Below are 23,619 nucleotides of genomic sequence, written 5' to 3' on the forward strand. Positions count from 1 at the left end.
CTAATCGCCGGAAAGATCTCGCCGGATGCTCCAGATCGCCGCGGCCATGGCCAGGACGGTCCAGAGGGTGAACTTGAGCAGGCCCTCCGGCTTGCCGCTGGCCGCGTCGAGGAATGAGGTGAACGGCCACGGGTCCTTGAGCTGGCCGAGCAGGCCCTCGACGAAGGTGATGAAGCTGATGTAACCGACGAAGAGCCAGAGCGGGCGGCGTACGAGGGTCGCGTTGGCCACGCCGAACAGGGCGATCATCGGGACGGCGACCAGGGTGCCGGTGAACTGCTTCATCTCCTGTCCGCCGATGAAGGTGAAGCCGCTGATCACGGCGAGCGCCACCGCGATCAGCACGGCGGCCACGCACTGGCCGGCCAGCACGGTGAGCCGTCGCGGCCGGCCGAGGAAGAGCAGCACGGCGGTGCGGTGCTGATAGTGGGCCGAGGTGGTGACCACGGCGATGCCGAAGGCGCCCAGCCCGGCGAACAGCGACCAGAAGTCGGCGCTGAGGAAGCCGAACACCATGGCCAGGGCGATCGTGCCGGCCAGCGAGACCCAGCTGGAGCGGATGGAGAGCGTCCGGTAGAGCTCGCTGCGGACCACGGCGATCATGCGGCGCTCCCGGCCAGCTGGAAGAAGAGCTGCTCCAGCGTCGGGGTGTCGACGGTGAGCTCGTAGATCGGCTGCTGGACCGCGAAGGCGATGTCACCGGCGTCCTCGGGGGTCAGCCCGGTCACGTGCAGCACCTGGCCATCGGTGGTCACGGCCGCCCCGGCCTGTTCGAAGGCGGCCCACAGGGCGTGCGGGTCGCGGCCGCGGACGCGCAGCCGCACCGCCTGCCGTCCGGTCAGTGCTTCGAGGGGGTCGGCCAGCCGGATCCGGCCGTCGGCGATGATCACCACGTCGTCGACCAGCTGCTCCAGCTCGCCGAGCAGGTGGCTGGAGATGAGCACGGTGCCGCCGGCCGCGGCGTGGCCGCGCAGCAGCCCGCGCAGCCAGGCCATGCCGGACGGGTCGAGGCCGTTGGCGGGCTCGTCGAGCACGAGGACCGGCGGCTCGCCCAGCATGGCGGTGGCCACGGCCAGGCGCTGCCGCATGCCGAGCGAATAGTCGCCGGTCCGCTTGCTCCCGGCGTCGGCCAGGCCGACGTACTCCAGAAGCTCGTCGACCCGGTCGGCGCCGGCGCCGCAGAGGAAGGCCTGGGTGCGCAGATGGCCGCGGCCGGTCTGGCCGGGATGGCTGAGGCCCTGCTCGAGGACGGCGCCGACCTGGCGCAACGGCTGGTCGAGATCGCGGTAGCGGCGGCCGTTGACCAGGGCCTGGCCCGAGGTGGCGCGGCTCAGGCCGAGGAGCACGCGCAGGGTGGTGGTCTTGCCCGACCCGTTCATCCCGAGAAAACCGGTGACCCGGCCCGGCGAGGCGGTGAACGTGACGTCCTTGACGGCGTCGATGCCGCCGTAGGTCTTCGTCAATTCCCGTATCTCGATCATCGACGGCATTATTCACGCCCGGGTCAAGTGAGTACGCGGACTCATCCGCTCGGCGACGGGCGCGACGAGGATCGTTGACGTGACCTATCCCTGCGCGAAGTGCGGAAACACGGCGTCGGAGACCAGCGGCTGTCCGGCCTGCGGCCACGGTCCGGATCCGGACGCGATCGCGGTGATCCGGGCGGATGCCGAAATCACCGACCTCATCCGGCAGCTGGGCGCGGCCCGTCTGGTCGTGACGCAGATCGAGGCGGCGCTCAACGAGGTGTGGGCGCGGCGGAACGCGGCCGCGGCCCGGGTGCGGACTCCGGTCAGCACTCCCCGTTTTGCGCAGAATGTTCTGTTCCTGCTGGGTGGGCTGCTGCTCGCGGTGGCCGCGGTCGTGTTCACGGCGGTCGCCTGGGCGCAGTTCGGGGTCGGCGGGCGGGCCGTGGTGCTCGCCGGCTTCACCGGGGTGGCGCTCGCGGTGCCGCCGCTGGTGAAGCGGCGCGGCCTGACGGCCACGGCCGAGACTTTCGCCGCGGTGGGACTTCTGCTGACGCTGCTTGACGGGTACGCCGCCTGGCACGTCAACCTGTTCGGAGTCGCCGAGGGGTCGGCCTGGGGCTACGCGGCCGCCGTCTGCGCCGTGACCGGGGCCGTCGCGGCGGGGTACGAGCACTTCACCGGGCTGGTGGCTCCGCGCTATGCCGCGTTGCTGGTGGCGCAGCCGGTGCTGCCGTTGCTGGTGGCGATCGCGGGGCCGGCCCTGACCGGGTGGGCCTTCGCGTTCGTGGGGGTGGCCGCGATCGACGTGGCGGTGCTGGCGACCGGTCGCCTGCGCGTGGCTTCGGCGGTGACGGGTGGGGTGGCCGTGGTGGTGGCGGCCGGGTGTGCTCTCCTCGGCCTCGTCTCGGACGAGCCGGTGGGTCCGGCGGCGGCGCTGATCGCGGCGGCCCTTGCGGTGGTCGCGGGGGCTGTCGTCGCGCGGCAGACGATCGCACGGGCTATCGCGGTGGCCCTGTTCGTGGTGGCGTTCGTCATCGCGGCCGGGCGGGTCACAGCGGTGCTGAGCCCGGCCGGGTGGCTGATCGACGTCGCTGCGGTGGTGCTGGTGGTGGCTCTGCCGTCGTGGCGGCTGCTCGGGGCTCGAATCGGGGCCTCCTCGGCGGCCGGGGTGCTCGGTGTCGCCGTCTTCGTGGTGACCGTGGATCAGGTCTCGACGGCCCGGGCCGACTGGTCGGTTCCGGTGGCGCTCGCGCTGCTCGAGGCGGCCACGGTCGTTCTCGTTCCGGCCGCCTGGCGAAGGTCGGTCGCGCTGCTGGGGGCGTACACCGTGATCGTCAATGCGGCGATCCTGGCGCTCGCCCAGGCGGGTGTGAGCGTGCTGGAGGCGTACACCCTGCCCGCCGCAAGCGTCGCTCTCCTGGCCGGACTCCTCATCCGCCGGGCCCGCCCGGCGGCCGGAAGCTGGACCACCTACGGCCTTGCCCTGGTGGTGGCCTTGCTGCCGAGCCTGATCGCGATCTTCGCGGGCGACGGGCAGCACCTGCGCCGGCTGCTGCTCGGCCTCGGCGCGCTGGGGATCGTGCTGGCCGGCGCCCGGGCCGGGCTGCGGGCGCCGGTGCTGCTCGGCGGCGGCGCCCTGGCCCTGGTCGCGCTGCACGAGCTGGCCCCGGTGTGGGATCTGCTCCCGCGGTGGATCCCGCTCGCCGCGGCCGGGCTGCTGCTGGTGATGCTGGCGATGACGCTGGAGCGCCGGCGGCGTGACCTGGACCGGCTCCGCGCCACTCTGCACCGGTTTTCGTAAAGCGGCGGCACCGACGGCCGATCTAGGGGCCTGTTGTCCCCTAGATCGGAGGCCCGGATGTCCGCCGCGCGCATGCAGATGTGCTTCGCCGCGTGGGTGGCTGCCCTGACGGTGGTCTTCTACGCACTGCCGGAGTACAGCATGTACTCCTGGGCGGCGATCGGGCTCTCCGGGGCGGCGGCCGTGCTGGTCGGCATCCGGCTGCACAGGCCGTCGCGGAAGCTGCCCTGGTATCTGCTCTCGGCCGTCGTCGCCTGCTTCACCCTGGGCGACACCACCTACAACGTGCTCACCGACTACCTCGGGTACGCCAACCCGTTCCCGTCGCTGGCCGACCTGTTCTACCTGATCATCTACCCGATGCTCGCGGTAGCCCTGCTGATCTTCATCCGGGCCCGGTCGGGCACCGACAACCGGGCCGCGCTGCTCGACGCGCTCGTGCCCACGGCCGGTCTCGGCCTGCTCTCCTGGGTCTTCCTGATCGCGCCGTACGTGCACGACACCGGCCTGACCCTGCCCGACAAGCTGGTCTCGATCGCCTATCCGCTCGGCGACGTGCTGGCCCTGGCCATGTTCGCCCGGCTGCTGACCGGCGGCGGGCGCAAGCCGGCCGCGCTGACCATCCTGGTCGTCGGCGTCTCCAGCCTGCTGGTCACCGACGTCATCTACGGCCTGCGCCAGCTCGCCGACAACTGGCAGGTCGGCGGGCCGGTCGACTTCGGCTGGATCCTGTTCTACACCGCCATCGCGCTGTCCTCGCTACACCCGTCGATGCGGGAGCTCACCGTCGACGGCGAACGGAGCACCGAGCCCATCGCCGGCGGCCGCCGGATCGCCCTCATGGCCACCGCGGCCCTGATCGCCCCGGCCGTCCTGCTCATCGAGGACCTCGGCGGCGACGTCACCGACGCCCCGATGATCGCCACCGCCAGCGCGCTGATGTTCCTGGCCGTCATGCTGCGGGTGGCCGGGCTCATGCAGACCCAGCGGACCACCGCGGCCCGGGAGCGCACCCTGCGCATCACCGGCGCCGACCTGGTCGCGGCGAGCAGCGAGGCCGAGGCGTACGAGGCCTTGAAGAAAGCTCTGAACGCGATCGTGCCGTCCGGGCAGCCGTGGGCCGAGTTCGTGCTCTCCGTCGACGCCCGGCCCGGCAACACGACCGGCCTGGTCGGCACCCGCAAGGTGCTGATCGCCGACGAGCCGGCCCTCGTGGCGCAGGCGTTCGACGGCTTCACCTGGGCCCTGTGCGCCGAGGCGATCGCCTCGCCCCGCAAGCCGGGCGAGCCCCGCCGGCACCGCCGGCTCTACCTGGCCGCCGCCGACGAGGTGCTGACCGCGCTCGAGCCCGCCTTCGTGGCCCTGATGACCCAGGGCACGATGGCCGTCGAGCGGATCAACCTGACCGCCGAGGTGAACCGGCGCAGCAGCGAGGACTACTTCCGCGCGCTGATCCAGAGCGCCTCCGACGTCATCATGATCGTCGGCGACGACGAGGTGATCCGCTACGCCAGCCCGTCGGCGCTGCCCGTCTTCGGCCACACCGACATGGTCGGCATGCCGCTGCGCCGGCTCATCGCCGCGACCGACCACGCCGAGCTGACCGAGCTGCTCGACCAGGTGCGCTCCGGCAACGGTTTCCGCGACGGCGTCGACCTGACCGCGATCAGCGGCGACGACCTGCTCCTGCAGGTCGAGTGCACCTGCCGCGACCTGCGCGACGACCCGGCCGTGGGCGGGCTCGTGGTGACCATAAGAGATGTCACCGAGCGCCGGCGCCTCGAGAACGACCTGGCCCACCAGGCGTACCACGACGCGCTGACCGGGCTGGCCAACCGCGCGCTGTTCCAGAACCGGCTCGAGCACGCGGCCCACTTCGCCGACGGGCGCCGGCACGAGGTGGCGGTCCTGTTCATCGACCTCGACGACTTCAAGGAGGTCAACGACACGCTCGGGCACGCCGCCGGCGACCAGCTGCTGACCACTGTCGGCGAGCGCATCTCGGCCGTGGTGGGCCCGCTGAGCACGGTGGCCCGCACCGGCGGCGACGAGTTCGCCGTGCTGCTGGAGCAGGTCGACGCGCAGGCCGACGCCGAGCAGATCGCCGGCCGCATCGTGACCGCGCTGGCCGAGCCGATCGAGGTCACCGACGCCACCGGGGCCACGCACCTGGTGCGCGGCGCGGCCAGCGTCGGCGTCGCGACCAGCGCCGAGGCGGCCGGGATCACCGAGCTGCTGCGCCGGGCCGACGTGGCCATGTACGGGGCGAAGACCGAGGGCAAGAACACGTGGCAGCGCTACGAGGACGAGATGCACGAGGCGATGCTGCGCCGCCTCGAGATGCGCTCGGCCCTCAACGAGGCGGTGCCGGGCGACCAGATGCGGCTGCGCTTCCAGCCCATCGTCGACCTGCCGACCGGCGAGACGATCGGCCTCGAGGCCCTGGTGCGCTGGCAGCACCCGGCCCGCGGGCTGCTCGGCCCGAACGAGTTCATCGAGCTGTCCGAGGAGAACGGGGCGGTGGTCGCGATCGGCGGCTGGGTGCTGCGCGAGGCGCTGCGCACCTTCGCCGAATGGCGGCGCTCGGACACCGGCGGTCTCATGCGGTACGTCAGCGTGAACGTGTCGGCCCGTCAATTCCGTACACCCGGCTTCGTCTCTCAAGTCAAGGCGGTGCTGGCCGAAATAGGAGCCGACCCGAAGTGGCTCCTGCTGGAGATCACCGAGAGCCTGGTGCTGCACGACGCCGACCAGGTCTGGCGTGACCTGCACGAGCTGCGGGCCATGGGCGTGCGGATCGCGATCGACGACTTCGGCACGGGTTACTCGTCGCTGAGCTACCTGAGCCAGATGCCGGTCGACGTTCTGAAGATCGACAAGTCCTTCATCGACGACATCCTGCACAGCAAGCAACAGATGGCGCTGGTCGAGACCATCGTCAACCTGGCCCGCACGCTCGACCTGGCGGTCGTGGCCGAGGGCATCGAGCTGGAGGAACACCGCGCGGCCCTGGTCTCGATGGGCTGCCCGTACGGACAGGGCTACCTGTTCTCCAAGCCGGTCACATCCGAAGAGTTCCAATCCATGATTCTCACGAAGGGTCTTTCATGAGCGACGGTCTCGAGTTCGTCAAGCGTGACGGTAAGTGGGCGGACCTGGAGCGGCTGCGCAGTGGCAACCCCATGTACGACGCCACCATCGAAGAGGTGAAGGGCCGCCGCATCCGGGTGGGCGACCACTGGCTGGCCGACTTCGCCTCCTGCAACTATCTCGGCTTCGACCTCGAGCCCGAGATCATGGAGGCGATCGAGCCCGAGGTGCGCCGCTGGGGCACCCACCCGAGCTGGTCGCGGCTGCTGGGCAACCCGGCGCTCTACCCGCAGATCGAGGAGAAGCTGACGGCGCTGCTGGACGCGCCGGACACGCTGGTCCTGCCGACGATCACCCACATCCACATGTCGGTCCTGCCGATCCTGGCCGGCAAGGGGCACATCTTCCTGGACTCGCAGGCTCACAAGACCATTTACGACGGTTCGATGTACGCCCGAGGGCTGGGCGCGAGCGTCCATCGCTTTGCCGCCTCGGACCTGTCCGAATTGCGGGCCATGTTGAAAGCCGCCCCGACCGGCGTCTCGAAGATCGTGGCGATGGACGGCGTGAACAGCATGACGGGCAACGCGCCCGACCTGGCGGCGTTCGCGGCGGTGTGCCGGGAGTACGGGGCGCTGTTGTACGTCGACGACGCGCACGGTTTCGGCGTGATCGGCGAGCGTGGGGTCAACGAGAAGTCGCCGTACGGCCTCAAGGGCAACGCGATCGTCAAGTACGCCGGCGAGACGTACGACAACATCGTGCTGGTGGGCGGCTTCTCGAAGAGCTATTCGTCGCTGCTGGCCTTCCTGGCCCTGCCGACGTGGCTGAAGAACCACCTGAAGGTGTCGGCGCCGCCGTACCTGTACTCGGGCCCGGCCCCGACGGCGTCGCTGGCGACGGTGCTGGCGGGTTTGTCGGTGAACGAGAAGCGGGGCGACGACATCCGGGCCGAGCTCTACCGGAAGACCATGAAGGTCCTGGACCACGTACGGGCGTTGGGCGTCTACACCCCGAACACGGGCAACACGCCGGTGATCGAGCTGCCCCTGGCCGACGGCGAGGACATCGACGAGGTCGGCAAGCTGCTGTGGAACCGCGGCATCTACGTGACGCTGGCGGCGTATCCGCTGGTCCCGCGCGACCAGGTGGGTTTCCGGGCCCAGGTGACGGCGGCCAACGGCGACGACGAGCTGGACGAGCTGAACGCGGTGATCACCGAGCTGAACGCGGCGGGCAAGCTCCGCCGAGCCTGATCCTTCCGGCCGGGCGGCCCCGCGCCGCCCGGCCTTCCCGCCACAATGTGATGATCGCGGTATGCGACTTTCCATCTGGCCGGGCGCGGGGCAGAGCTTCGCGGGCGTGCTCGAGGCGTCCCGGCACGCCGAGGAGACCGGCTGGGACGGCGTGCACTTCGCCGACCACTTCATGCCCAACGGCGGTTCGGGCCCGGTGCTCGAGTGCGGTTCGGTGGTGGCCGCCCTGGCGGCGGCGGTGCCGAGGATCGAGATCACCACATTGGTGTACGGCATGACGTACCGTCACCCGGCCGTCCTCGCGAACATGGCGGCAACGGTCGACCACATCAGCGGCGGCCGCTTCCGGCTGGGTGTGGGCGCCGGCTGGCAGATCAACGAGCATGAGCAGTACGGCATCGAGCTGCCCCCGGTGAAGCAGCGCATCGACCGCTTCGTCGAGGGCCTGCTGGCCATCAAGGGTTTGCTGACTGAGCCCCGCACCACCCTGCAAGGCGAGTACTACCAGCTCACCGACGCCGAATGCGACCCGAAGCCGCTGCGCACCCCGCCGCCGATCCTGATCGGCGCGAAGGGCGAGAAGCGGATGCTCCGCATAGTGGCCGAGCACGCCGACGCGTGGAACACGTGGGGAGTGCCGTCGCACATAGCCCAGAAGTCAGAGGTCTTGAACGACCACTGCGCCACAATCGGCCGCGACCCGCGAACAATAGCCCGAACCGCCCAGGCACTGACGGTCGTCGACAATTCAATCCCCGACGGCCTGACCGCCCCGGTGATAGGCGGCTCGATCGGGGCTCTGAAGGACGCGATAGCCGAGTACGAGTCCCTGGGCCTGGACGAGCTGATCATCCCCGACGCCCTCCTGGGCACCGGCCCGACCCGCCTCAAGGCCATGGACACTCTGCGCGACCTGGTCCGCGCCTGACACCACAGAGGGCCGACCGTTCCCACGGCCGGCCCTCTTTCGCCCAAGCCCTTCACCGTCTCAGCGCTGCCCGGTCTCAGCGCTGCACGGTGTCAGTGCTCCACCGTCTCAGTGCTCCGCGGCGATGGCTTCCGCCACCTGGCGCAGCTGGTAGTGATCCGGGTGGAACCCGGCGGCGATGTCCGGATGCAGATGCGACCTGGTTTCGTCCAGGAGCACCGCGGTGAGCTCGTCGACACTCTGCCCGGCATACTCGTGCCGAAGCTTGTCCGTCGCGACCTGCAACGCCGAGGTGAGTTGCTCCTCGAGCGGCTCGCGAAGTTTCTCCTCCACCGGGTTGAGGCTCTGTGGATCCAAGGTGACCTGTGGCTCGGCCATGTACCCCTCCCGTGTTCTGCGGCGCGACGCGGATACCCGCCCCCCTCACGCCGTTAAACGCATCAAGCCCCACCCACGACGTGTCCACAGCCAACTCTCAGCCGCGGCCGCGCTTCACCTCGAAGAAGGTGTCGATGCGGCTCAGCGGCGCGACCGCGTCCCAGATCGCCAGGGCCTCGTCGCGCTCGGGCACCGCTCCGATGATCGGACCGTGGAGGCCGCGCTTGGCGCCTTCGACGTGCACGACCGGCGAGCCGATCCCGGGCCCGGCCAGGGCGAGCGCCGCCTCGTGCGACTCCCGCACGGCGTCGTCCCAGCTCGCGTCGTCGAGCACCGACTTGGCGTCCTCGATGCCGGCGGCCTCCGCGGCCTCCTGCACCAGCTCGTCGGTGAGCGCCGCCCCGCCGTCGTGCACCCGGGTGCCGATCTCGGTGTAGAACGCCGCCGCCACCTCCTCACGGCGATCAGCTCGCAGGGCCTCGACCAGTCGCAGCGCCCGGAAGGACGCGTCGGTGGCCGCCCGGTACTGCTCGGGGATGTTGTCGCCGTTCAGGATCTTCAGGCTGAACGCGCGCCAGCGCAGGGTCAGGTCGCGCTCGGGGGCGACCGCGACCAGCCAGCGCGAGGTGCGCCAGGTGAACGGGCACGCGGGATCGAAGTAGTAAGTGGCCTCCATGGATCACAGCCTAGGGGCCGCCGGGCCTGCGTTTCCCGGAACCAGGAGGGGTTTGTTTCGTCGCTGTGTGGGGCAGGAGGATCACTGGCCGTCGAAGTGACAGAGATCACTTCGACGCACGTTCGGCCGGATGGAGGGTCAATGGCGACTATCGACCGACATCCGCAAAGGCGCACCCTGCGCGCTCGGGCACTCGCGGCGGGGGCCGCGCTAGCCCTGGCAGCACCGCTGGCAGCCTGCGGATCAGACGACAACGGCGGCGTACCCGTCCTCAACCTGTACCAGTTCCCCGTCGAGAACATGCAATCCGTCGTGGACATGTGCAACCAGCAGGCGGCGGGTAAGTACGAAATCAAGTACCAGGTGCTGCCCCGGGCGGCCGACGACCAGCGGGTCCAGATGGTCCGCCGCCTCGCCGCCAAGGACGACAGCATGGACCTGCTCGGCATGGACGTCACCTGGACCCAGGAGTTCGCCAGCGCCAACTGGATCAAGGAGTGGACCGGCGCTGACAAGAGTGAGGTCGAGAACGGCACGCTGCCCGGACCGCTCGCGTCAGGTGAGTACGACGGCAAGCTGTACGCGGCGCCGAACAACACCAACGTGCAGCTGCTGTGGTACCGCAAGGACCTCGTACCCACCCCGCCGAAGACATGGGACGAGATGATCCAGATGTCCCAGCAGCTCAAGGCGGAGGGCAAGACGTACCAGGTGCTCACCATGGGCGCCCAGTACGAGGGCCTGGTCGTGCTGTTCAACAGCCTCGTCGCCAGTTCCGACGGCACGGTGGTGAGCGAGGACGGCAAGTCCGCCGTGATGGACGCCGGCGCGGTCAACGCCCTGCGGACTCTGAAGACCTTCGCGACCGCCGGCGTGACGAGCCCCTCGTTCTCCAACTCGATCGAGGACGACGTCCGGCTCGCCTTCCAGAACGGTGGCGGCGCGTTCCAGCTGAACTGGCCGTACGTGTACGCCTCGATGCAGAGCGACGCCCCCGACCTCGCCAAGAACGTCGCGTGGGCGCGGTACCCGGGCATCGACCCGAACAAGCCGAGCATCACGACGATCGGCGGCTCCAACGTCGCGGTCAGCGCGTTCAGCAAGCACCCGGAGCAGTCGTTCGAGGCGGCCAGGTGCCTGCGGGGCCCCGAGGCACAGAAGTACCTCGCCATCAACGCCGGACAGCCGCCGTCGATCGAGGCCGTATACAACGAGCCGGAGATGGCCAAGGCGTACCCGATGAAGGAGACGCTGCTCGAGGAGCTGAAGGACGCCGCTCCGCGGCCGCGCACCCCCGCGTACCAGAACCTCTCCACCGTCGTCTCGGCCGAGCTCTCGCCGCCCGCGAGCATCGAGCCGGACCGCACCGGCGCCGAGCTCAAGAGCTCCATCCAGGACGCCCTCGAATCGAAGGGAGTGCTGCCGTGAGCATCTCCAGCACCACGCCGGCGGCGGAGACCGCGGAGCAGAAGATTCCGCGCCAACGTCAGCGCCGCCGCGCCGAACTGAGCGAGGGCAAGAAGCAGGAGCGCAAGCTGGGCTGGCTGCTGTGCGCGCCGGCCGCGCTGGTCATGGTGGTCGTGACGGCGTACCCGATCCTCTACTCGTTCTGGTTGTCGTTGCAGCGCTACGACCTTAAGTTCCCCGAGGACCGGCAGTTCGTCTGGTTCGAGAACTACGTGACCGTGCTGTCCAACAGCTACTGGTGGACGGCCTTCGGCGTCACCATGCTGATCACCGTCGTCTCCGTCGTGGTCGAGCTGGTGCTCGGCATGGGGTTGGCGCTGATCATGCATCGCACGCTGGTCGGGCGAGGGCTCGTACGGACGTCCGCCCTCATCCCGTACGGCATCGTCACGGTCGTCGCCGCCTTCAGCTGGCGCTACGCCTGGACACCGGGCACCGGATATCTGGCCAACCTGGTCAGCCCCGAGGGCGCGCCGCTGACGGAACGGGCCAGCGCGCTCGCCATCATCATCCTGGCCGAGATCTGGAAGACCACGCCGTTCATGGCCCTGCTGCTCATGGCCGGTCTCGCCCTGGTGCCCGACGACCTGCTCAAGGCGGCCTCGATGGACGGCGCGAGCTGGTGGCAGCGGTTCACCAAGGTGATGTTGCCGGTGATGAAGCCGGCGATCCTGGTCGCCCTGCTCTTCCGCACCCTGGACGCGCTGCGCGTCTTCGACAACATCTATGTGCTCACCAACGGCGCCAACGAGACGTCGTCCGTGTCGATGATCGCCTACAACAACCTGATCAAGGGGCTCAACCTCGGCATCGGCTCGACGATGTCCGTGCTGATCTTCCTGACGGTGGCGATCATCGCGTTCATTTTCGTGAAGCTGTTCGGCACCGCGGCGCCGGGCGCCAGCGAGGAGGGTCGACGCTAGATGGCTACCGTGAACACCTCCGCGAAGGTCAAATGGGGTCTGCTGGACGCGGTGGTCGTCGTCTTCGCCCTGATTCCGGTGCTCTGGATCGCGTCGCTGTCGTTCAAGACGACGCCGACGCTGACCGACGGCAACTTCATCCCGCGCGACTGGACGCTCGACAACTACAAGCTGATCTTCCAGACCGACCAGTTCGTCCGCGCTCTGATCAACTCGATCGGCATCGCGCTGATCGCGACCACGATCGCTGTCGTCCTGGGCACCATGGCGGCATACGCCATCAGCCGTCTCGACTTCCCCGGCAAGGGACTGCTGGTCGGGGTGTCGCTGCTCATCGCGATGTTTCCGCAGGTGTCGCTGGTGACGCCGCTGTTCAACATCGAGCGCAACACGGGCCTGTTCGACACATGGGCCGGCCTGATCCTGCCGTACATCACGTTCGCCCTGCCGCTGGCGATCTACACGCTGTCGGCGTTCTTCAAGCAGATCCCGTGGGACCTGGAGAAGGCGGCGAAGATGGACGGCGCCACGCAGGGCGAGGCGTTCCGCAAGGTGATCGCCCCGCTGGCGGCGCCGGGCGTCTTCACCACCGCGATCCTCGTCTTCATCTTCTGCTGGAACGACTTCCTGTTCGCCATCTCGCTCACCTCGACCGAGCGCTCGCGCACGGTCCCGGCGGCGCTGTCGTTCTTCACCGGTGCCTCGCAGTTCGAGGACCCCACCGGCGCGATCTCCGCGGCCGCCGTGGTGATCACGATCCCGATCATCCTGTTCGTGCTGTTCTTCCAACGGCGCATCGTCGCGGGCCTGACGTCCGGCGCGGTGAAGGGTTAGGTTTCCATGGCTGACATCGTTCTTGACAAGGTCACGAAGAGCTATCCGGATGGCACCACCGCCGTGCACGGCATCGACCTGGAGATCGCCGACGGCGAGTTCATCATCCTGGTCGGCCCGTCGGGCTGCGGGAAGTCCACGACGCTGAACATGATCGCCGGCCTGGAGGACATCACCTCCGGCGAGCTGCGCATCGGCGGACAGCGGGTCAACGACAAGGCGCCGAAGGACCGGGACATCGCGATGGTGTTCCAGTCGTACGCGCTCTACCCGAACATGAGCGTCCGGGAGAACATGGCCTTCCCGCTGAAGCTCGCGAAGATGGACAAGGCCACGATCAACCAGAAGGTCGAGGACGCGGCCCGCGTCCTGGAGCTGACGGATTACCTGGACCGCAAGCCGGCCAACCTGTCGGGCGGCCAGCGCCAGCGGGTCGCCATGGGCCGGGCGATCGTCCGCAGCCCGAAGGCGTTCCTCATGGACGAGCCGCTCTCCAACCTCGACGCCAAGCTTCGGGTGCAGATGCGTACGCAGGTGTCGCGTCTTCAGAAGCAGCTGGGCACCACGACGGTCTACGTGACGCACGACCAGACCGAGGCCATGACGCTGGGCGACCGGGTCGTGGTCATGCGCGGCGGATACATCCAGCAGGTGGGCGACCCGCAGACCCTTTACGACAACCCGGTCAACCTCTTCGTGGCCGGTTTCATCGGCTCGCCGTCGATGAACTTCCTGCCCGCCGCCGTCGAGGAGTCGATGTTGCGCACACCGCTCGGCGACCTGCCGCTCGGCGAGCGGATGAAGCGGACGCTCAGCGGAAGCGACGCCCCACGCCAGCTGATCGTCGGCATCCGTCCCGAACACTTCGAGGACGCCCGCCTCATCGACGAGACCCAGCGGGCGAAGGGATTCGAGTTCACCGCCCCGGTCGACCTGGTCGAGTCGATGGGCTCGGACAAGTACGTCTACTTCACCGTCGAAGGCGAGCACGCGGCCTCCGCCGACCTGGAGGACCTGGCCGCCGACGCGGGCGGCGCGGACCTGCCGCCGCAGGACAGCCTGGTGACCCGCCTGTCGGCCGAGTCGCGGGTGCGCGACGGCGCCGACGCCAAGGTCTGGATGAACCTCGAAAAGATCCACCTGTTCGACCCCCGCGACGGCAAGAACATCACCCTGCACGAGGGCCGCGCGGCCGGAGTGGCCGCGTCCTGACCGCGGGAACGGCGGGCGCCCGTCACGCGGGCGCTCGCCGTTCACAACAGCTCCGCATCGTGGACGAGGATGGCCACCTGCACGCGGTTGTTCAGCGCGAGCTTGGCTATGACACGTGAGACATGGCCCTTCACCGTGGGCAGGCTCATGCCGAGGGCGGCGCCGATCTCGGCGTTGGAGCTGCCATCACCCAGGCAGATAGCCACCTCGTGCTCCCGGTCGGTCAGGACCGCGAGCTTCGATTTGGCCTTGGCCCGCCGCGAACCGGCCGCCGGATCGGCGACGTAGTCGACCACCTTCCTGATCACGGCCGGCGACAGCATGCTCTCGCCGGCCGCGACCCTCCGCACGGCCGCGATGATCTCCTGCGGATCCGTGTCCTTGAGCAAGAAGCCGCTGGCCCCGCACCGCAGGGACTCGACCACGTACTCGTCGATGTTGAACGTCGTCAGCATAATGACCTGCGGCGCGGCCGCCTGGCTCCGGATCTGCCGGGTGGCGACCATGCCGTCGAGCTTGGGCATCCGAATGTCCATGAGCATGACGTCGGGCCAGTTCGCGGCCGCCACAGTGATCGCCTCGGCGCCGTTCTCCGCCTCCGCGACGACCTCGATGTCGGGCTGCTGCCGGAAGAGCAGCCGCAACGCACCCCGAACCATGGCGTCGTCGTCGACGATCGCCAGCCGGATGGGCCGCTTCTCCTCGATCACTCCCGCCATGGCAGCCAAGCCTCGAACCGGAAGCGCTGATCATCACACCCGTACTCCACACGCCCGCCGACCAGGTCTGCCCGCTCGCCGGCCCCGACCAGGCCGGTGCCCGACCCCGGCACGCTGTCAACAGCCTCGGCCCTCCCCGGCCTGCCGTCGGCCGCCTCGTCCGACTCGGGCATTTCATCGGCACCACCATCCGATCGGGGCCAGTGGTGCCAGCCGGAGTCGCTGTCGCCTGCGCCGGCCGGCAGCGCGTTGGTGACCAGGATGCGAAGGTCTTCGCCCGTCGCGCCGTCGAGGCGAACATCCACCGACTCGCCGGGCGCGTGTTTGCGGGCGTTGGTCAGCGCTTCCTGAATCAGCCGGTAGGCCGTGCGCCCGAGCACGGGCGACGGTTCGACGGGCGGCCTCATCCAGACGAAGTCGATAGTCATGCCGGAGGTGCGTGCGCCGTTCACCAGCTCCTCCACATCGGAGAGCCCGGGCTGCGGCGGCTCGGGCTGCGCTGGCCCCTCTTCACGCAGCGCTCCGATGACGGCGCGCAACTCCTCCAAAGCCTCGTGCGCGCTCACCCGGATCGTCCGCGCGGCCGCCGCGATCTCCTCGGGAGGCGCGTCGCTGCTCACCTCGAGCGCACCGGCGTGCAGGCTCACCATCGACATGCGGTGCGCCAGCACGTCGTGCATCTCGCGAGCGATGCGGGACCGCTCGGTGAGCCGAGCCTGGTCGATCCGCAGCTGCTGTTCCTCGATCGCCCGCAGCGCTTCCTGGCGCAGAGACAGGGTCAACCGCCGGTACGCCCGCAGGAACAGTCCCCAGCCGATCGTGGCGAGGCTGGTCGCGGCCCGCATCACGATGTCGACCCAGAGCGGGAACGGCGGGTTGTCCTGGAGTGCGTAATAGACGATGCCGGTGCTGACGTGGGCGGCGGCGAGGATGAGGACGACCCCGGCGCGATAGCGGATCGCCACGGTGAAGAGCGCGATGAGGATGGCGCCCGTCGCCATCACCGAAACGGCGCCGACGGGTAGCAGGACCAGGCAGACGGCGAGCGGCCATCGCCGGCGGCCGAACAGCGCCAGCGCGCACAGCACACCGACCACCACATCGGCCTGCCAGGGAATGGCGGCGGACGGCGAGGTCGCGTCGCCGAGTGGCACCATGGTGGCGCCGTAGAGCAGAGCGCACAGCACAGCGATGAGGTCGGCGGCCCGGTCACGGACGACCGAGCGCCGGCCGCCCGGCGGATCGGGCACCAGCAACTGGAACGGCAGCGACGACATGACCCGCAGCCTACGAGGGCGGGCGTCCGTTGAGGACCTACCAAAGTATGGGTACGACCCCTTCCAAAGCATCGTGTGCCCGGCCCGGTCCGTCCGCCATCCTCTGCGGCATGACATCGATCGTGTGGACAGTGCTCGCGGCCGGCTGGGGCGTCACCGCCGGCCTCTGGACCCCGCGTGGCCCCCTGACGATCACCGAGGCGCTGTGCTCGGTGGCGGTCAGCGCGGCGCTCGGCTTTGCCGCCGGCCACGTCGGCCGTTCCCGTCTCCTGCTGGCCCTCGTGCCGGTGGCCTTCTTATTAGGGCTCGAGATCGCCCGGTCCCGCTATGCCGGCCCGTCCACCGGGCCACCGCATGCCAGCGTCTTCGGCCTCGTCGTGCTGGTCGCCGGTCGTGGCCTTCAATTCGTGCTCACGCTTCTGCCGATGCTGCTCGGCCTGGTGATCGGCCGGGGAGTCCGCCGGCGGCTCGGGCAGGTGCTGGTCGCGCTACCGGCCGCGGGGGTTCTGCTCCTGATCACCGCGATCGCCATTCCGGCCCGCACCGCGCCGATTCCGGGCGGCGTGACCGAGCTGGCGATGGTCGGCCGGCTCAACGTCATGATCAGGGGTGCGCACGCCGACGCGCCGGTGCTGTTGTTCGTTCCGGGCGCGCCGGGTGGCTCCGAGCTCGGTGCTGTCCGCAACCATCTCGGCGCGGTCGAGCAGCGCTTCGTGATGGCGACCCTCGATCGCCGGGGCGGCGGGGCCTCCTATCCGGCGCTCGATCCGACGTCGAGGGCCACACTCGACCGGATGGTGCAGGACATCGTCGATGTCGCGGACTATCTACGGGAGCGTTTCCACCGCGACAAGATCTATCTGCTCGGGCATTCAGGGGGCTCGGTTCTGTCGGTGCTCGCGCTGCAACGTGCCCCGGAGAAGTTCGCGGCCTACATCGGCACCGGTCAAGGCGTCGATCTGCGGGCCAGCGACCGGATCTTCTACGACGACATCCTGGCCTGGGCCCGGGCCACCGGCCGAAACGACGTGGCGGAGCAGCTGGCCGGTCAAGGGCCGCCACCCTATCCGGACGTCTGGGGATACGAGCCGATCATGTTGTACGAGAACGAGGCGTACGCGCAGCCGTCCCTCGGGTTCGAGATCGGCGTCCGCGAGTACACGCTGCTGGAGAAGGCCCACACGATCAACGCGATCCTCGACACCTGGTCGGTGCTCTACCCGCGGATGCAGGAGATCGATCTGCGCCGCGACGCGCCCAGCCTGCCGGTACCGGCGTGGTTCGTGCAGGGTGCCGATGAGATGCGGGGACTCGAGGTGCTCTTCGACGAGTGGTACGAGCAGTTGCGGGCACCGAGAAAAGAGCTCGTCGTGATTACCGGGGCGGGACACCGGGCAATCTTCGAGCAGCCGGACCGATTCGTGGCGGTGCTTGACGATGTTCTGGCCGGCTGAGCGCGCGACCGTCGTCCCGGCTCCGGTGCCGGCCGGCGGGGCAGGTGCCGCGCACGCACCAGATAGTGGTGCGGGCCGGTGGCCCAAGCGGAGGCTCTCGATCCCCTTGAACCACCGGCAACCCTCTTCGCTACCCGTTCCTGGCCGGGCTAACCACGTCAGCCATCAATATCGGCAAAAGCTCGGCGAGCACGGTCAGTCCATCGCGGCTGAGCACCGACTCCGGGTGGAACTGCACGCCGGCGAAGCCGGGCCCGCGCAGCGCGTGGACCGCGGAGTCGGCCGGGTCGCGGGCGATCTCCACCGTGCCGTGTGGGGTGGCGAGCTCGTCCACCTCCGAGACCGCGGCGAAGCTGGAGTAGAAGCCGACCCGGCGCTGCCGGCCCAAGAGGTCGATCTCGCGAGCGAGGCCCTGATAAGGGGCTTCGCGACGGCGCAGAGCGAGCCCGAGCAGGACGGCGAGGATCTCGTGCCCGAGACAGACGGCGAAAAGCGGCCTGCCGGCGGCCAGCCGTGCCTCGATGAGATCGCGCATGACGGCCATCTTCGGGTCGTCGGCGTTGCCCGGGTCGCCCGGCCCGGGTCCGGCCACGAGCAGGTCGGCGGCGAGCGGATCGATCCGAGATGTCTCGCCCGCGAGCAGGCCGGCGAGATCGGCTGCCGAGTCCGGTCGGGGGGCGGCGGGAGCGAGGCCGGGATGGGGGGCGAAGGCGGTCCACGGGGCCACGGTCACGGTCAGGCCGAGGGCTTTGAGCTGGTGCGCCAGCATCGCGGTGAAGGTGTCCTCGCCGTCGACGATCAGGGCCGTCCGGCCGGCGAGGGCAGGAACGGTGAGCGCGCCGGGGGCGCGGGAGTCGAGCCAGAATCGGGCCAGGCCGTCGTTGCGGGCGGCCAGGGCGGCGCGGACCTCCGGCGTCTCGGCCTGTGGGCGTACAGCGGAGGAACCGGAAGAGGTGGCACCCAGCGCGGCCAAGATGCCGGCGGCCTTGGTGTGGGTCTCAGCGACCTCGCCGGCGGCGGTCGAGTGGCGGACGAGGGTCGCGCCCACCGGGACTCGCAGGGTGCCGTCGGGGGAGATCTCGGCGGTGCGGATGAGGATGGGGGCGTCGAGCGTCTGGCGGCCCTGATCGTCATGATCGAGCAGGGCCAGGACGCCCGCGTAGTAGCGGCGGCCGCGGCGTTCGTGCCGGGCGATCACGCGGCAGGCGTTCTCGATGGGGCTGCCGGTGACCGTGGGGGCGAACATGGTCTCGCGCAGCACGTCGCGGACGTCGAGGGAACCGCGGCCGGCCAGCAGGTACTCGGTGTGGGTCAGATGGGCCATCTGTTTGAGATAGGGGCCCGCCACCTGGCCGCCGTGCTCGGCCACGGTGGCCATCATTTTGAGCTCCTCGTCCAGGACCATGTAGAGCTCTTCGGTCTCCTTCGGGTCGTGCAGGAAGTCGAGCAGGTCGCCGGAGCCGTGGCAGAACGTGCCGCTGATCGGGTTCATCATCGTGATGCCGTCGGCGACGCTGACGTGGCGTTCCGGGGTGGCGCCGATCAGCGTGCGGGTTCCCGTGTGCACGAGGAAGGTCCAGTAGGTGCCCTGTTCGTGGGCCAGCAGGCGGCCGAAGGCGGCTCGGGCGGCGGCGATCGGGTCGCCGTCGACGGTGGCCTGGAAGACGCGGTGGATCACGAAGTTGGCGCCCTCGCCGTGGCCGATCTCGTCGCGCAGGACGTCCTCGACGATCGAGCCGTACTCAGCGTCGGAGAGGTCGAATCGGCCGTCGCGGACGCTGAGGGGTGCGGCGGGGAAAGAGCTCAGCGGCTCGTTCCGCGTCGAGCGCACCACCAGGCACTCCAGTGGGGCGCCGTCGTCGACACAGTCGAAGCCGCGTTCGGTGATCTGGCGATAGGGGATGACAGCCAAGGTGGGACGGCCGCGGTGCAAGGGGATGTCGTCGAGCGTGGCTACGGTCACGACGTCGCCGGTCAGCACCTCGACGTGGTCGGCGCCGTCCCGGTGGAGCAGGGCGAAAGGCCGCATGGTGGTCCTCTTTCGGGTCTCGGCGGCGCCGACCGAGGTCCGACCATACGAAAACGGCCGCCTCGGGGAGGCGGCCGCGTGAAGTGGTTACGCGCGGGGAGAAGTGGCCGCCGGTCTGGCGGGCCACCACATGCTCAAGCGCGCGTGCAACATGAGGGCGAGCCTACGGCCCGGTCACGGGCCGGCGCAACGGACACGCCACACGGACCGGGCCGGGCTGATCGCGCCGGGCGGGCTGGGCCAGCCAGCCCGGGCCGGTCTGGGCTGGCCGATCTGGGCTGGCCGATCTGGGCTGGCCGATCTGGGCTGGCCGGTTTGGCCGGGCCGGGTCGGGTGGCCGGGCTGGGCCGTCAGGCGAAGGCCAGGCGGACGGCGTTGCGGGCCCAGCGCATGCGGCCGATGGCGCAGTCCGGGTGCTCGCCGAACTCCTGGGCCACCACCTCGGCGCACCGGGCCTCGCCGAGGCGGTCGACCGTCGAGTTCACGGCGGCGCGGATCAGCTCGGGGGTGGGGCTCTGGGAACGCTGCAGGTTCGAAGCGAAAAGCGCCTCGGTGCGGATGGCGTCGATCACGGCGTGCATCGGGAACCTCCTGCCGGCTCAAAGGAGAGTGGGCGTCTGCAAACAGAACACCGGAGCGCGGGCGCAGGCCCGCTGCGCGCAGGGTGCGGGTGGGTTGCGCCGTGGAGAACACCTGACGCGGCGCGGCAGCGCACCGCCCCGGCCGTGGGGCGGGAGGTGGCGATGGGTGCCGAGCATTTGCGGAGCGGCCTCACAACTCGGACTAACCGGATATGGTCCCAATAAGTAGCGAAAGCTGCGTCCACCAACCAGAGGGAGATTGCCGTGACGGTGGTCTTGGTCGCCGACGACGACGCCGACATCCGCGACCTGGTGGCGTTCAAGCTGGAGCAGGCGGGGTTCGAGGTGATCGCCGTCGAGGACGGCCAGAGCGCCGTCGAGCAGGCGCGGAGCCGGCAACCGACGCTGGCGGTTCTCGACGTGTCGATGCCGGGGCTGTCCGGGATCGAGGTGTGCCGCATGCTGCGGGCCGATCCGGCCACGGCGGGGATCCTGATCATCATGCTGACCGCGCGGGTGCAGGAGCAGGACGTCGAAGGCGGGTTCAGCGCCGGCGCCGACGACTACGTGACCAAGCCGTTCAGCCCGCGCGAGCTGGTCTCCCGCATTCAGGCGTTGCTGAGCCGAGCCCGGGCGTGAGCAGCGCCCGGGCGGACGATGCGACGTGAGGGCTCGGTCGGCCGGCTGCTGACCAGTGCCTTCACGGGGTTGGTCGCGCTGGTCGTCGGGTGCGGGGCGGTGGAGCTTACGGCGGTGCTCGTGGAGCATCACGCGGAGCGGCAACTGGTCGCCGAGGTTCATCCGCTTCAAGTGGCCAACGCCGAGCTGCGGACGGTGCTGAGCGAGGCGCAGGCGGGGCTGCGAGGGTACTCGCTGACGGGGGACGAGCGGATGCTCGACACCTACGAGGTGGCCCGCAGCGAGTACGGGCTCGTGGGCGACGAACTGGTCCGGCTCGGCACCGATCGGGACGCCGCGGTGGCCGCCGCGCAGATCGATCAGGCCGACGGCTGGTGGGCGATCGCGGAGCTGCAACGGCGGGCGGCGCCGGGCAGCGAGGAGGCTGCCGGGTACGCGGAGCAGGGGGAACCGCTGTTCCGGGCGTTCGTGGCGGCCAACGATGAGCTGCGCATCTCCGCCGAGGAGCGCGCGGCCGATCTCGGTGATCGGGCGGAGGCGCTGCGCTGGGTGACCATCGGGGTGATATCCCTGCTCACGGTGGTGGCCGCGGCGCTCGCGGTGCTCACGGCCATCCGCACCCGGCGCCGGATCGTCGAACCGTTGACCGCGGTCGTCACGGAAGCCCAGAGGCGAGCGACGGCCGGAGCGTCCTCGGCGAGCGGCGGAGCGGCGACCGGCGTAGCGCGGGACAGCGCAGCGGGAGGCGGCGCTGAGGGAGTCGGGGCGGCGGCTGGTGGAACGGCGGATGCGGTTGGCGCTGATCGGGGCCGGCATGGGCCGGCGGAGATTCGGGCTATTGCGGAAGCGCTGGATGCGGCGGCTGAGCGTACCGAGGAGATGCGGCGTAACGAGGAGCTTGTCGTTGCTCGGCTGCATGAGATCGACACGGTGAAGACGGATTTCATGTCTACCGTGTCGCATGAGTTGCGGACGCCCTTGACCAGCATTTCCGGGTATGTGGAATTGATGCGGGACGCCGAGCCGGGGCAGTTGACCGCTTCGCAGGAGCGGATGCTCGATGTCATCGCCCGGAATGCTCGGCGGCTTCGGGACCTGATCGAGGACATCCTGACCTTGTCGCGGATCGAGTCGGGGGACTTCCGGACCCTGCGCGGGCCGCTCGACCTGGCCGAAGTGGTGCTGCGGGCCGTTGCCTCGGTCGAGCCGACCGCGGCCAAGAACTTCGTGGGGCTGCACGCCGAAGTGCGCGGGCCCGTTCCGGTGCGCGGGGACAGCGCCCAGCTCGACCGCGTGCTCGACAATCTGCTGTCCAACGCGGTCAAGTTCACGCCGCCCGAGGGAACTGTCACCGTTACCGCCGAGCGGCGCGGTGACCACGCCGTGCTTGTGATCGCCGATACGGGTATGGGGATTCCCGAGGATGAGAGAGAGGCTTTGTTCGGGCGGTTCTTCCGGGCCAGCAACGCCATTCGGCAGGCGGTGCCGGGCACCGGGCTCGGGTTGGCGATCGTTCACACCATCCTCGGCAACCACGAAGGGACCATCGAGGTCCGCTCCACCGAGAACGTCGGCACCACCGTCACCGTGAAGCTTCCGGCCGACGAGCTTGTGCCCGTTCTGTCCGGAACGAGCCGCGACGGCAGCGGCCGGGAGGCGTGAAGGGGCTTACGAGCGGCTCGTGTAGTCGATGGCCTCCTGAGCCAGCCGCCGGGACGGGATGCGGGACAGCGCCGGCGGCGGCACCACGATCACCGGGCACGCGGCGGTTCGCACACAGCGGCGGACTGTGCCTCCGCCCCACCAGCGGCTGCTGGGGGCGCCCATCACGATCAGGTCGTCGGCGCCGGTCACGTAGTGGCGCAACGCGGCGGCGGCCGAACCGGACGGCACCCGCACCATCACGTCGAGCTCGGCCGGGGTCGTGCCCAGGGCCAGCTCGAACGTCTCGTCAACGCGGCGACGGGCCTCCGCGGCCAGCGCTCGCTCCCACTCCAGACTCGGGCGTGACCTCGGTCCGGTGTTCAGCATCCATGCCCGTACCGCCAAAAGCGGAACCGACCTCTGCCTCGCCTGCCTCACCGCGAAGCGCGCGGCCTCGAGCCCGGGCAGGGACGACGACACCCCGAGGATCACCTTCGAATCGCTCACCGGGCTACGGTGACTCCACCGCACAACAGATGCCAGAGGCGTAGGGGATTTTTGACGCGCTGTTGACGGCTACGCCGCCGCCGTCACCGGATGGCGCAGGCCCGGGTGGTCCGCCGGCAGAGAACGCCTGATCACCCACCAGCTCACCGCCAGGCAGGCCGCGACCAGCGGCCACGTCAGCGCGACCCGGGCCACCCCCAGCGCCGTCACCTGGTCCGCCGCGTACAGGGGCAGGAACACCGCGACCCGGATCAGATATTGCAGGACCCAGATCCAACTGCCTCGCATGTACGCCCTGAGCAGCGCCGGATCGCGGCGCCACCGGGTCTTCTGGCCCAGCACGGCCCCCACGATCACGCCCAGCAGCGGCCAGCGGATCACGATGCTGACCGCCCACGCCAGGGCGCTGGCCGCGTTGCTGAACAGCTGGAGCAGGAAGAAGTCGGCCGCATTACCCGTGCGCAACGCGATCAGCGCCGCCACGCAGACGCCGAGCAGGCCGATCAGCACCGCCCTCGGCTTGTCGCCGTGTCGCAGCCGCCACCACGAGATGGCCAGCGCGCAGACGACCGCCACGATGGCGCCGGCCCAGATCGACCGTCCGGCGGCCAGCCACCCCACGACATATCCGGCCGCCGGCACGGTCGCGTCGATCGCCGCGCGCCGCCCGTTGAGCAGCTCCGCCAGCGACTCCGGCTGCGCCATCCCCAACCCCGTCCTTCGAAGTTAGGAAAG

General features: G+C 69.8%; 21 protein-coding genes. 11 read left to right on the forward strand and 10 right to left on the reverse strand.

All coding sequences use genetic code 11. The features are described 5' to 3' along the window. The gene (locus tag ACQP2X_RS11270; RefSeq protein WP_498696164.1) at positions 1 to 603 is read right to left on the reverse strand and encodes a hypothetical protein; all 603 of its coding nucleotides are present in this window, start codon (positions 601 to 603) and stop codon (positions 1 to 3) included. Then, on the reverse strand, positions 600 to 1,481 hold the full coding sequence (locus tag ACQP2X_RS11275) for an ATP-binding cassette domain-containing protein (RefSeq protein ID WP_498696165.1): 882 nt from the start codon (positions 1,479 to 1,481) through the stop codon (positions 600 to 602). Before ACQP2X_RS11275 ends, ACQP2X_RS11270 begins: the two co-directional genes overlap by 4 nt. 79 nt (positions 1,482 to 1,560) lie before the next feature. Here ACQP2X_RS11275 and ACQP2X_RS11280 point away from each other — a divergent pair, with 79 nt between their 5' ends. The 4 genes from ACQP2X_RS11280 (at position 1,561) to ACQP2X_RS11295 (ending at position 8,544) form a co-directional block, all read left to right on the forward strand. Next, on the forward strand, positions 1,561 to 3,270 hold the full coding sequence (locus tag ACQP2X_RS11280; protein WP_498696166.1) for an SCO7613 C-terminal domain-containing membrane protein: 1,710 nt from the start codon (positions 1,561 to 1,563) through the stop codon (positions 3,268 to 3,270). A 57-nt stretch (positions 3,271 to 3,327) separates the two neighbouring features. Continuing rightward, entirely contained in the window at positions 3,328 to 6,381 is a 3,054-nt protein-coding gene (locus ACQP2X_RS11285; RefSeq protein ID WP_498696167.1) for a putative bifunctional diguanylate cyclase/phosphodiesterase, read from the forward strand. Beyond that, positions 6,378 to 7,616 carry an aminotransferase class I/II-fold pyridoxal phosphate-dependent enzyme gene (locus ACQP2X_RS11290; protein WP_498696168.1) on the forward strand — a complete coding sequence of 413 codons (1,239 nt, stop codon included), beginning with the start codon at positions 6,378 to 6,380 and terminating at the stop codon, positions 7,614 to 7,616. Before ACQP2X_RS11285 ends, ACQP2X_RS11290 begins: the two co-directional genes overlap by 4 nt. A gap of 61 nt (positions 7,617 to 7,677) precedes the next feature. Continuing rightward, positions 7,678 to 8,544 (forward strand): LLM class flavin-dependent oxidoreductase, encoded by an 867-nt coding sequence (locus ACQP2X_RS11295; protein WP_498696169.1) that lies wholly within the window; start codon positions 7,678 to 7,680, stop codon positions 8,542 to 8,544. Positions 8,545 to 8,652: 108 nt separating this feature from the next. On the opposite strand, the gene ACQP2X_RS11300 is transcribed toward ACQP2X_RS11295, so the two are convergent. Next, entirely contained in the window at positions 8,653 to 8,922 is a 270-nt protein-coding gene (locus ACQP2X_RS11300) for a hypothetical protein (RefSeq protein ID WP_498696170.1), read from the reverse strand. A gap of 97 nt (positions 8,923 to 9,019) precedes the next feature. Next, the gene (locus ACQP2X_RS11305) at positions 9,020 to 9,598 is read right to left on the reverse strand and encodes a mycothiol-dependent nitroreductase Rv2466c family protein (protein ID WP_498696171.1); all 579 of its coding nucleotides are present in this window, start codon (positions 9,596 to 9,598) and stop codon (positions 9,020 to 9,022) included. A 300-nt stretch (positions 9,599 to 9,898) separates the two neighbouring features. On the opposite strand from ACQP2X_RS11305, the gene ACQP2X_RS11310 reads away from it, so the two are divergent. From ACQP2X_RS11310 to ACQP2X_RS11325, 4 genes are read left to right on the forward strand one after another with little or no spacing between them, the layout of a single operon-like run. Beyond that, a complete protein-coding gene (locus ACQP2X_RS11310) occupies positions 9,899 to 11,026 on the forward strand; it encodes an ABC transporter substrate-binding protein (RefSeq protein ID WP_498696172.1) in 1,128 nt (375 codons plus the stop codon). Next, positions 11,023 to 11,988: a carbohydrate ABC transporter permease gene (locus ACQP2X_RS11315; protein WP_498696173.1), complete on the forward strand. Its 966-nt coding sequence runs from the start codon at positions 11,023 to 11,025 to the stop codon at positions 11,986 to 11,988. The genes ACQP2X_RS11310 and ACQP2X_RS11315 overlap by 4 nt, the downstream gene beginning before the upstream one ends. After that, on the forward strand, positions 11,989 to 12,822 hold the full coding sequence (locus ACQP2X_RS11320; RefSeq protein ID WP_097318874.1) for a carbohydrate ABC transporter permease: 834 nt from the start codon (positions 11,989 to 11,991) through the stop codon (positions 12,820 to 12,822). Positions 12,823 to 12,828: 6 nt separating this feature from the next. Beyond that, positions 12,829 to 14,034: an ABC transporter ATP-binding protein gene (locus tag ACQP2X_RS11325; RefSeq protein WP_498696174.1), complete on the forward strand. Its 1,206-nt coding sequence runs from the start codon at positions 12,829 to 12,831 to the stop codon at positions 14,032 to 14,034. Positions 14,035 to 14,075: 41 nt separating this feature from the next. Here ACQP2X_RS11325 and ACQP2X_RS11330 read toward each other — a convergent pair whose 3' ends face one another. Then, a complete protein-coding gene (locus tag ACQP2X_RS11330; RefSeq protein WP_498696175.1) occupies positions 14,076 to 14,753 on the reverse strand; it encodes a response regulator transcription factor in 678 nt (225 codons plus the stop codon). Beyond that, positions 14,741 to 16,030, reverse strand: a complete 1,290-nt coding sequence (locus ACQP2X_RS11335) for a sensor histidine kinase (protein ID WP_498696176.1) — start codon at positions 16,028 to 16,030, stop codon at positions 14,741 to 14,743. Before ACQP2X_RS11335 ends, ACQP2X_RS11330 begins: the two co-directional genes overlap by 13 nt. A 110-nt stretch (positions 16,031 to 16,140) precedes the next feature. Here ACQP2X_RS11335 and ACQP2X_RS11340 point away from each other — a divergent pair, with 110 nt between their 5' ends. After that, positions 16,141 to 17,484, forward strand: a complete 1,344-nt coding sequence (locus tag ACQP2X_RS11340; RefSeq protein WP_498696177.1) for an alpha/beta fold hydrolase — start codon at positions 16,141 to 16,143, stop codon at positions 17,482 to 17,484. A gap of 130 nt (positions 17,485 to 17,614) precedes the next feature. Here the strand turns inward: ACQP2X_RS11340 and ACQP2X_RS11345 are convergent, their stop codons facing one another. Together ACQP2X_RS11345 and ACQP2X_RS11350 are read right to left on the reverse strand one after the other, a co-directional pair. After that, a complete protein-coding gene (locus ACQP2X_RS11345; protein ID WP_498696178.1) occupies positions 17,615 to 19,513 on the reverse strand; it encodes an anthranilate synthase family protein in 1,899 nt (632 codons plus the stop codon). A 350-nt stretch (positions 19,514 to 19,863) separates the two neighbouring features. Beyond that, on the reverse strand, positions 19,864 to 20,094 hold the full coding sequence (locus ACQP2X_RS11350; RefSeq protein WP_498696179.1) for a hypothetical protein: 231 nt from the start codon (positions 20,092 to 20,094) through the stop codon (positions 19,864 to 19,866). A gap of 264 nt (positions 20,095 to 20,358) precedes the next feature. Between ACQP2X_RS11350 and ACQP2X_RS11355 the strand changes: the two genes are divergently transcribed. Further along, on the forward strand, positions 20,359 to 20,733 hold the full coding sequence (locus ACQP2X_RS11355; protein WP_097318880.1) for a response regulator transcription factor: 375 nt from the start codon (positions 20,359 to 20,361) through the stop codon (positions 20,731 to 20,733). Positions 20,734 to 20,751: 18 nt separating this feature from the next. Then, positions 20,752 to 22,395 carry an ATP-binding protein gene (locus ACQP2X_RS11360; protein WP_498696180.1) on the forward strand — a complete coding sequence of 548 codons (1,644 nt, stop codon included), beginning with the start codon at positions 20,752 to 20,754 and terminating at the stop codon, positions 22,393 to 22,395. 6 nt (positions 22,396 to 22,401) lie between these two features. Here ACQP2X_RS11360 and ACQP2X_RS11365 read toward each other — a convergent pair whose 3' ends face one another. Next, a complete protein-coding gene (locus tag ACQP2X_RS11365; RefSeq protein ID WP_498696181.1) occupies positions 22,402 to 22,884 on the reverse strand; it encodes a universal stress protein in 483 nt (160 codons plus the stop codon). Between the two features lie 69 nt (positions 22,885 to 22,953). Continuing rightward, positions 22,954 to 23,589 (reverse strand): DUF3159 domain-containing protein, encoded by a 636-nt coding sequence (locus ACQP2X_RS11370; RefSeq protein WP_498696182.1) that lies wholly within the window; start codon positions 23,587 to 23,589, stop codon positions 22,954 to 22,956. Positions 23,590 to 23,619 lie beyond the last annotated feature (30 nt).

It is taken from the genome of Actinoplanes sp. CA-131856, assembly GCF_050956135.1.
In the GTDB taxonomy this organism is placed as follows: Bacteria; Actinomycetota; Actinomycetes; order Mycobacteriales; family Micromonosporaceae; genus Actinoplanes.

Excerpts from the sequence above, each read along its gene's own strand:
- ACQP2X_RS11305 (WP_498696171.1), bottom strand. The coding sequence starts at position 9,598 with ATGGAGGCCACTTACTACTTCGATCCCGCGTGCCCGTTCACCTGGCGC.
- ACQP2X_RS11340 (WP_498696177.1), top strand. The coding sequence starts at position 16,141 with ATGACATCGATCGTGTGGACAGTGCTCGCGGCCGGCTGGGGCGTCACC.
- ACQP2X_RS11345 (WP_498696178.1), bottom strand. The coding sequence starts at position 19,513 with ATGCGGCCTTTCGCCCTGCTCCACCGGGACGGCGCCGACCACGTCGAG.
- ACQP2X_RS11330 (WP_498696175.1), bottom strand. The coding sequence starts at position 14,753 with ATGGCGGGAGTGATCGAGGAGAAGCGGCCCATCCGGCTGGCGATCGTC.
- ACQP2X_RS11270 (WP_498696164.1), bottom strand. The coding sequence starts at position 603 with ATGATCGCCGTGGTCCGCAGCGAGCTCTACCGGACGCTCTCCATCCGC.
- ACQP2X_RS11335 (WP_498696176.1), bottom strand. The coding sequence starts at position 16,030 with ATGTCGTCGCTGCCGTTCCAGTTGCTGGTGCCCGATCCGCCGGGCGGC.
- ACQP2X_RS11290 (WP_498696168.1), top strand. The coding sequence starts at position 6,378 with ATGAGCGACGGTCTCGAGTTCGTCAAGCGTGACGGTAAGTGGGCGGAC.
- ACQP2X_RS11310 (WP_498696172.1), top strand. The coding sequence starts at position 9,899 with ATGCAATCCGTCGTGGACATGTGCAACCAGCAGGCGGCGGGTAAGTAC.
- ACQP2X_RS11285 (WP_498696167.1), top strand. The coding sequence starts at position 3,328 with ATGTCCGCCGCGCGCATGCAGATGTGCTTCGCCGCGTGGGTGGCTGCC.
- ACQP2X_RS11300 (WP_498696170.1), bottom strand. The coding sequence starts at position 8,922 with ATGGCCGAGCCACAGGTCACCTTGGATCCACAGAGCCTCAACCCGGTG.
- ACQP2X_RS11370 (WP_498696182.1), bottom strand. The coding sequence starts at position 23,589 with ATGGCGCAGCCGGAGTCGCTGGCGGAGCTGCTCAACGGGCGGCGCGCG.
- ACQP2X_RS11325 (WP_498696174.1), top strand. The coding sequence starts at position 12,829 with ATGGCTGACATCGTTCTTGACAAGGTCACGAAGAGCTATCCGGATGGC.
- ACQP2X_RS11295 (WP_498696169.1), top strand. The coding sequence starts at position 7,678 with ATGCGACTTTCCATCTGGCCGGGCGCGGGGCAGAGCTTCGCGGGCGTG.
- ACQP2X_RS11350 (WP_498696179.1), bottom strand. The coding sequence starts at position 20,094 with ATGCACGCCGTGATCGACGCCATCCGCACCGAGGCGCTTTTCGCTTCG.
- ACQP2X_RS11320 (WP_097318874.1), top strand. The coding sequence starts at position 11,989 with ATGGCTACCGTGAACACCTCCGCGAAGGTCAAATGGGGTCTGCTGGAC.
- ACQP2X_RS11275 (WP_498696165.1), bottom strand. The coding sequence starts at position 1,481 with ATGATCGAGATACGGGAATTGACGAAGACCTACGGCGGCATCGACGCC.
- ACQP2X_RS11360 (WP_498696180.1), top strand. The coding sequence starts at position 20,752 with ATGCGACGTGAGGGCTCGGTCGGCCGGCTGCTGACCAGTGCCTTCACG.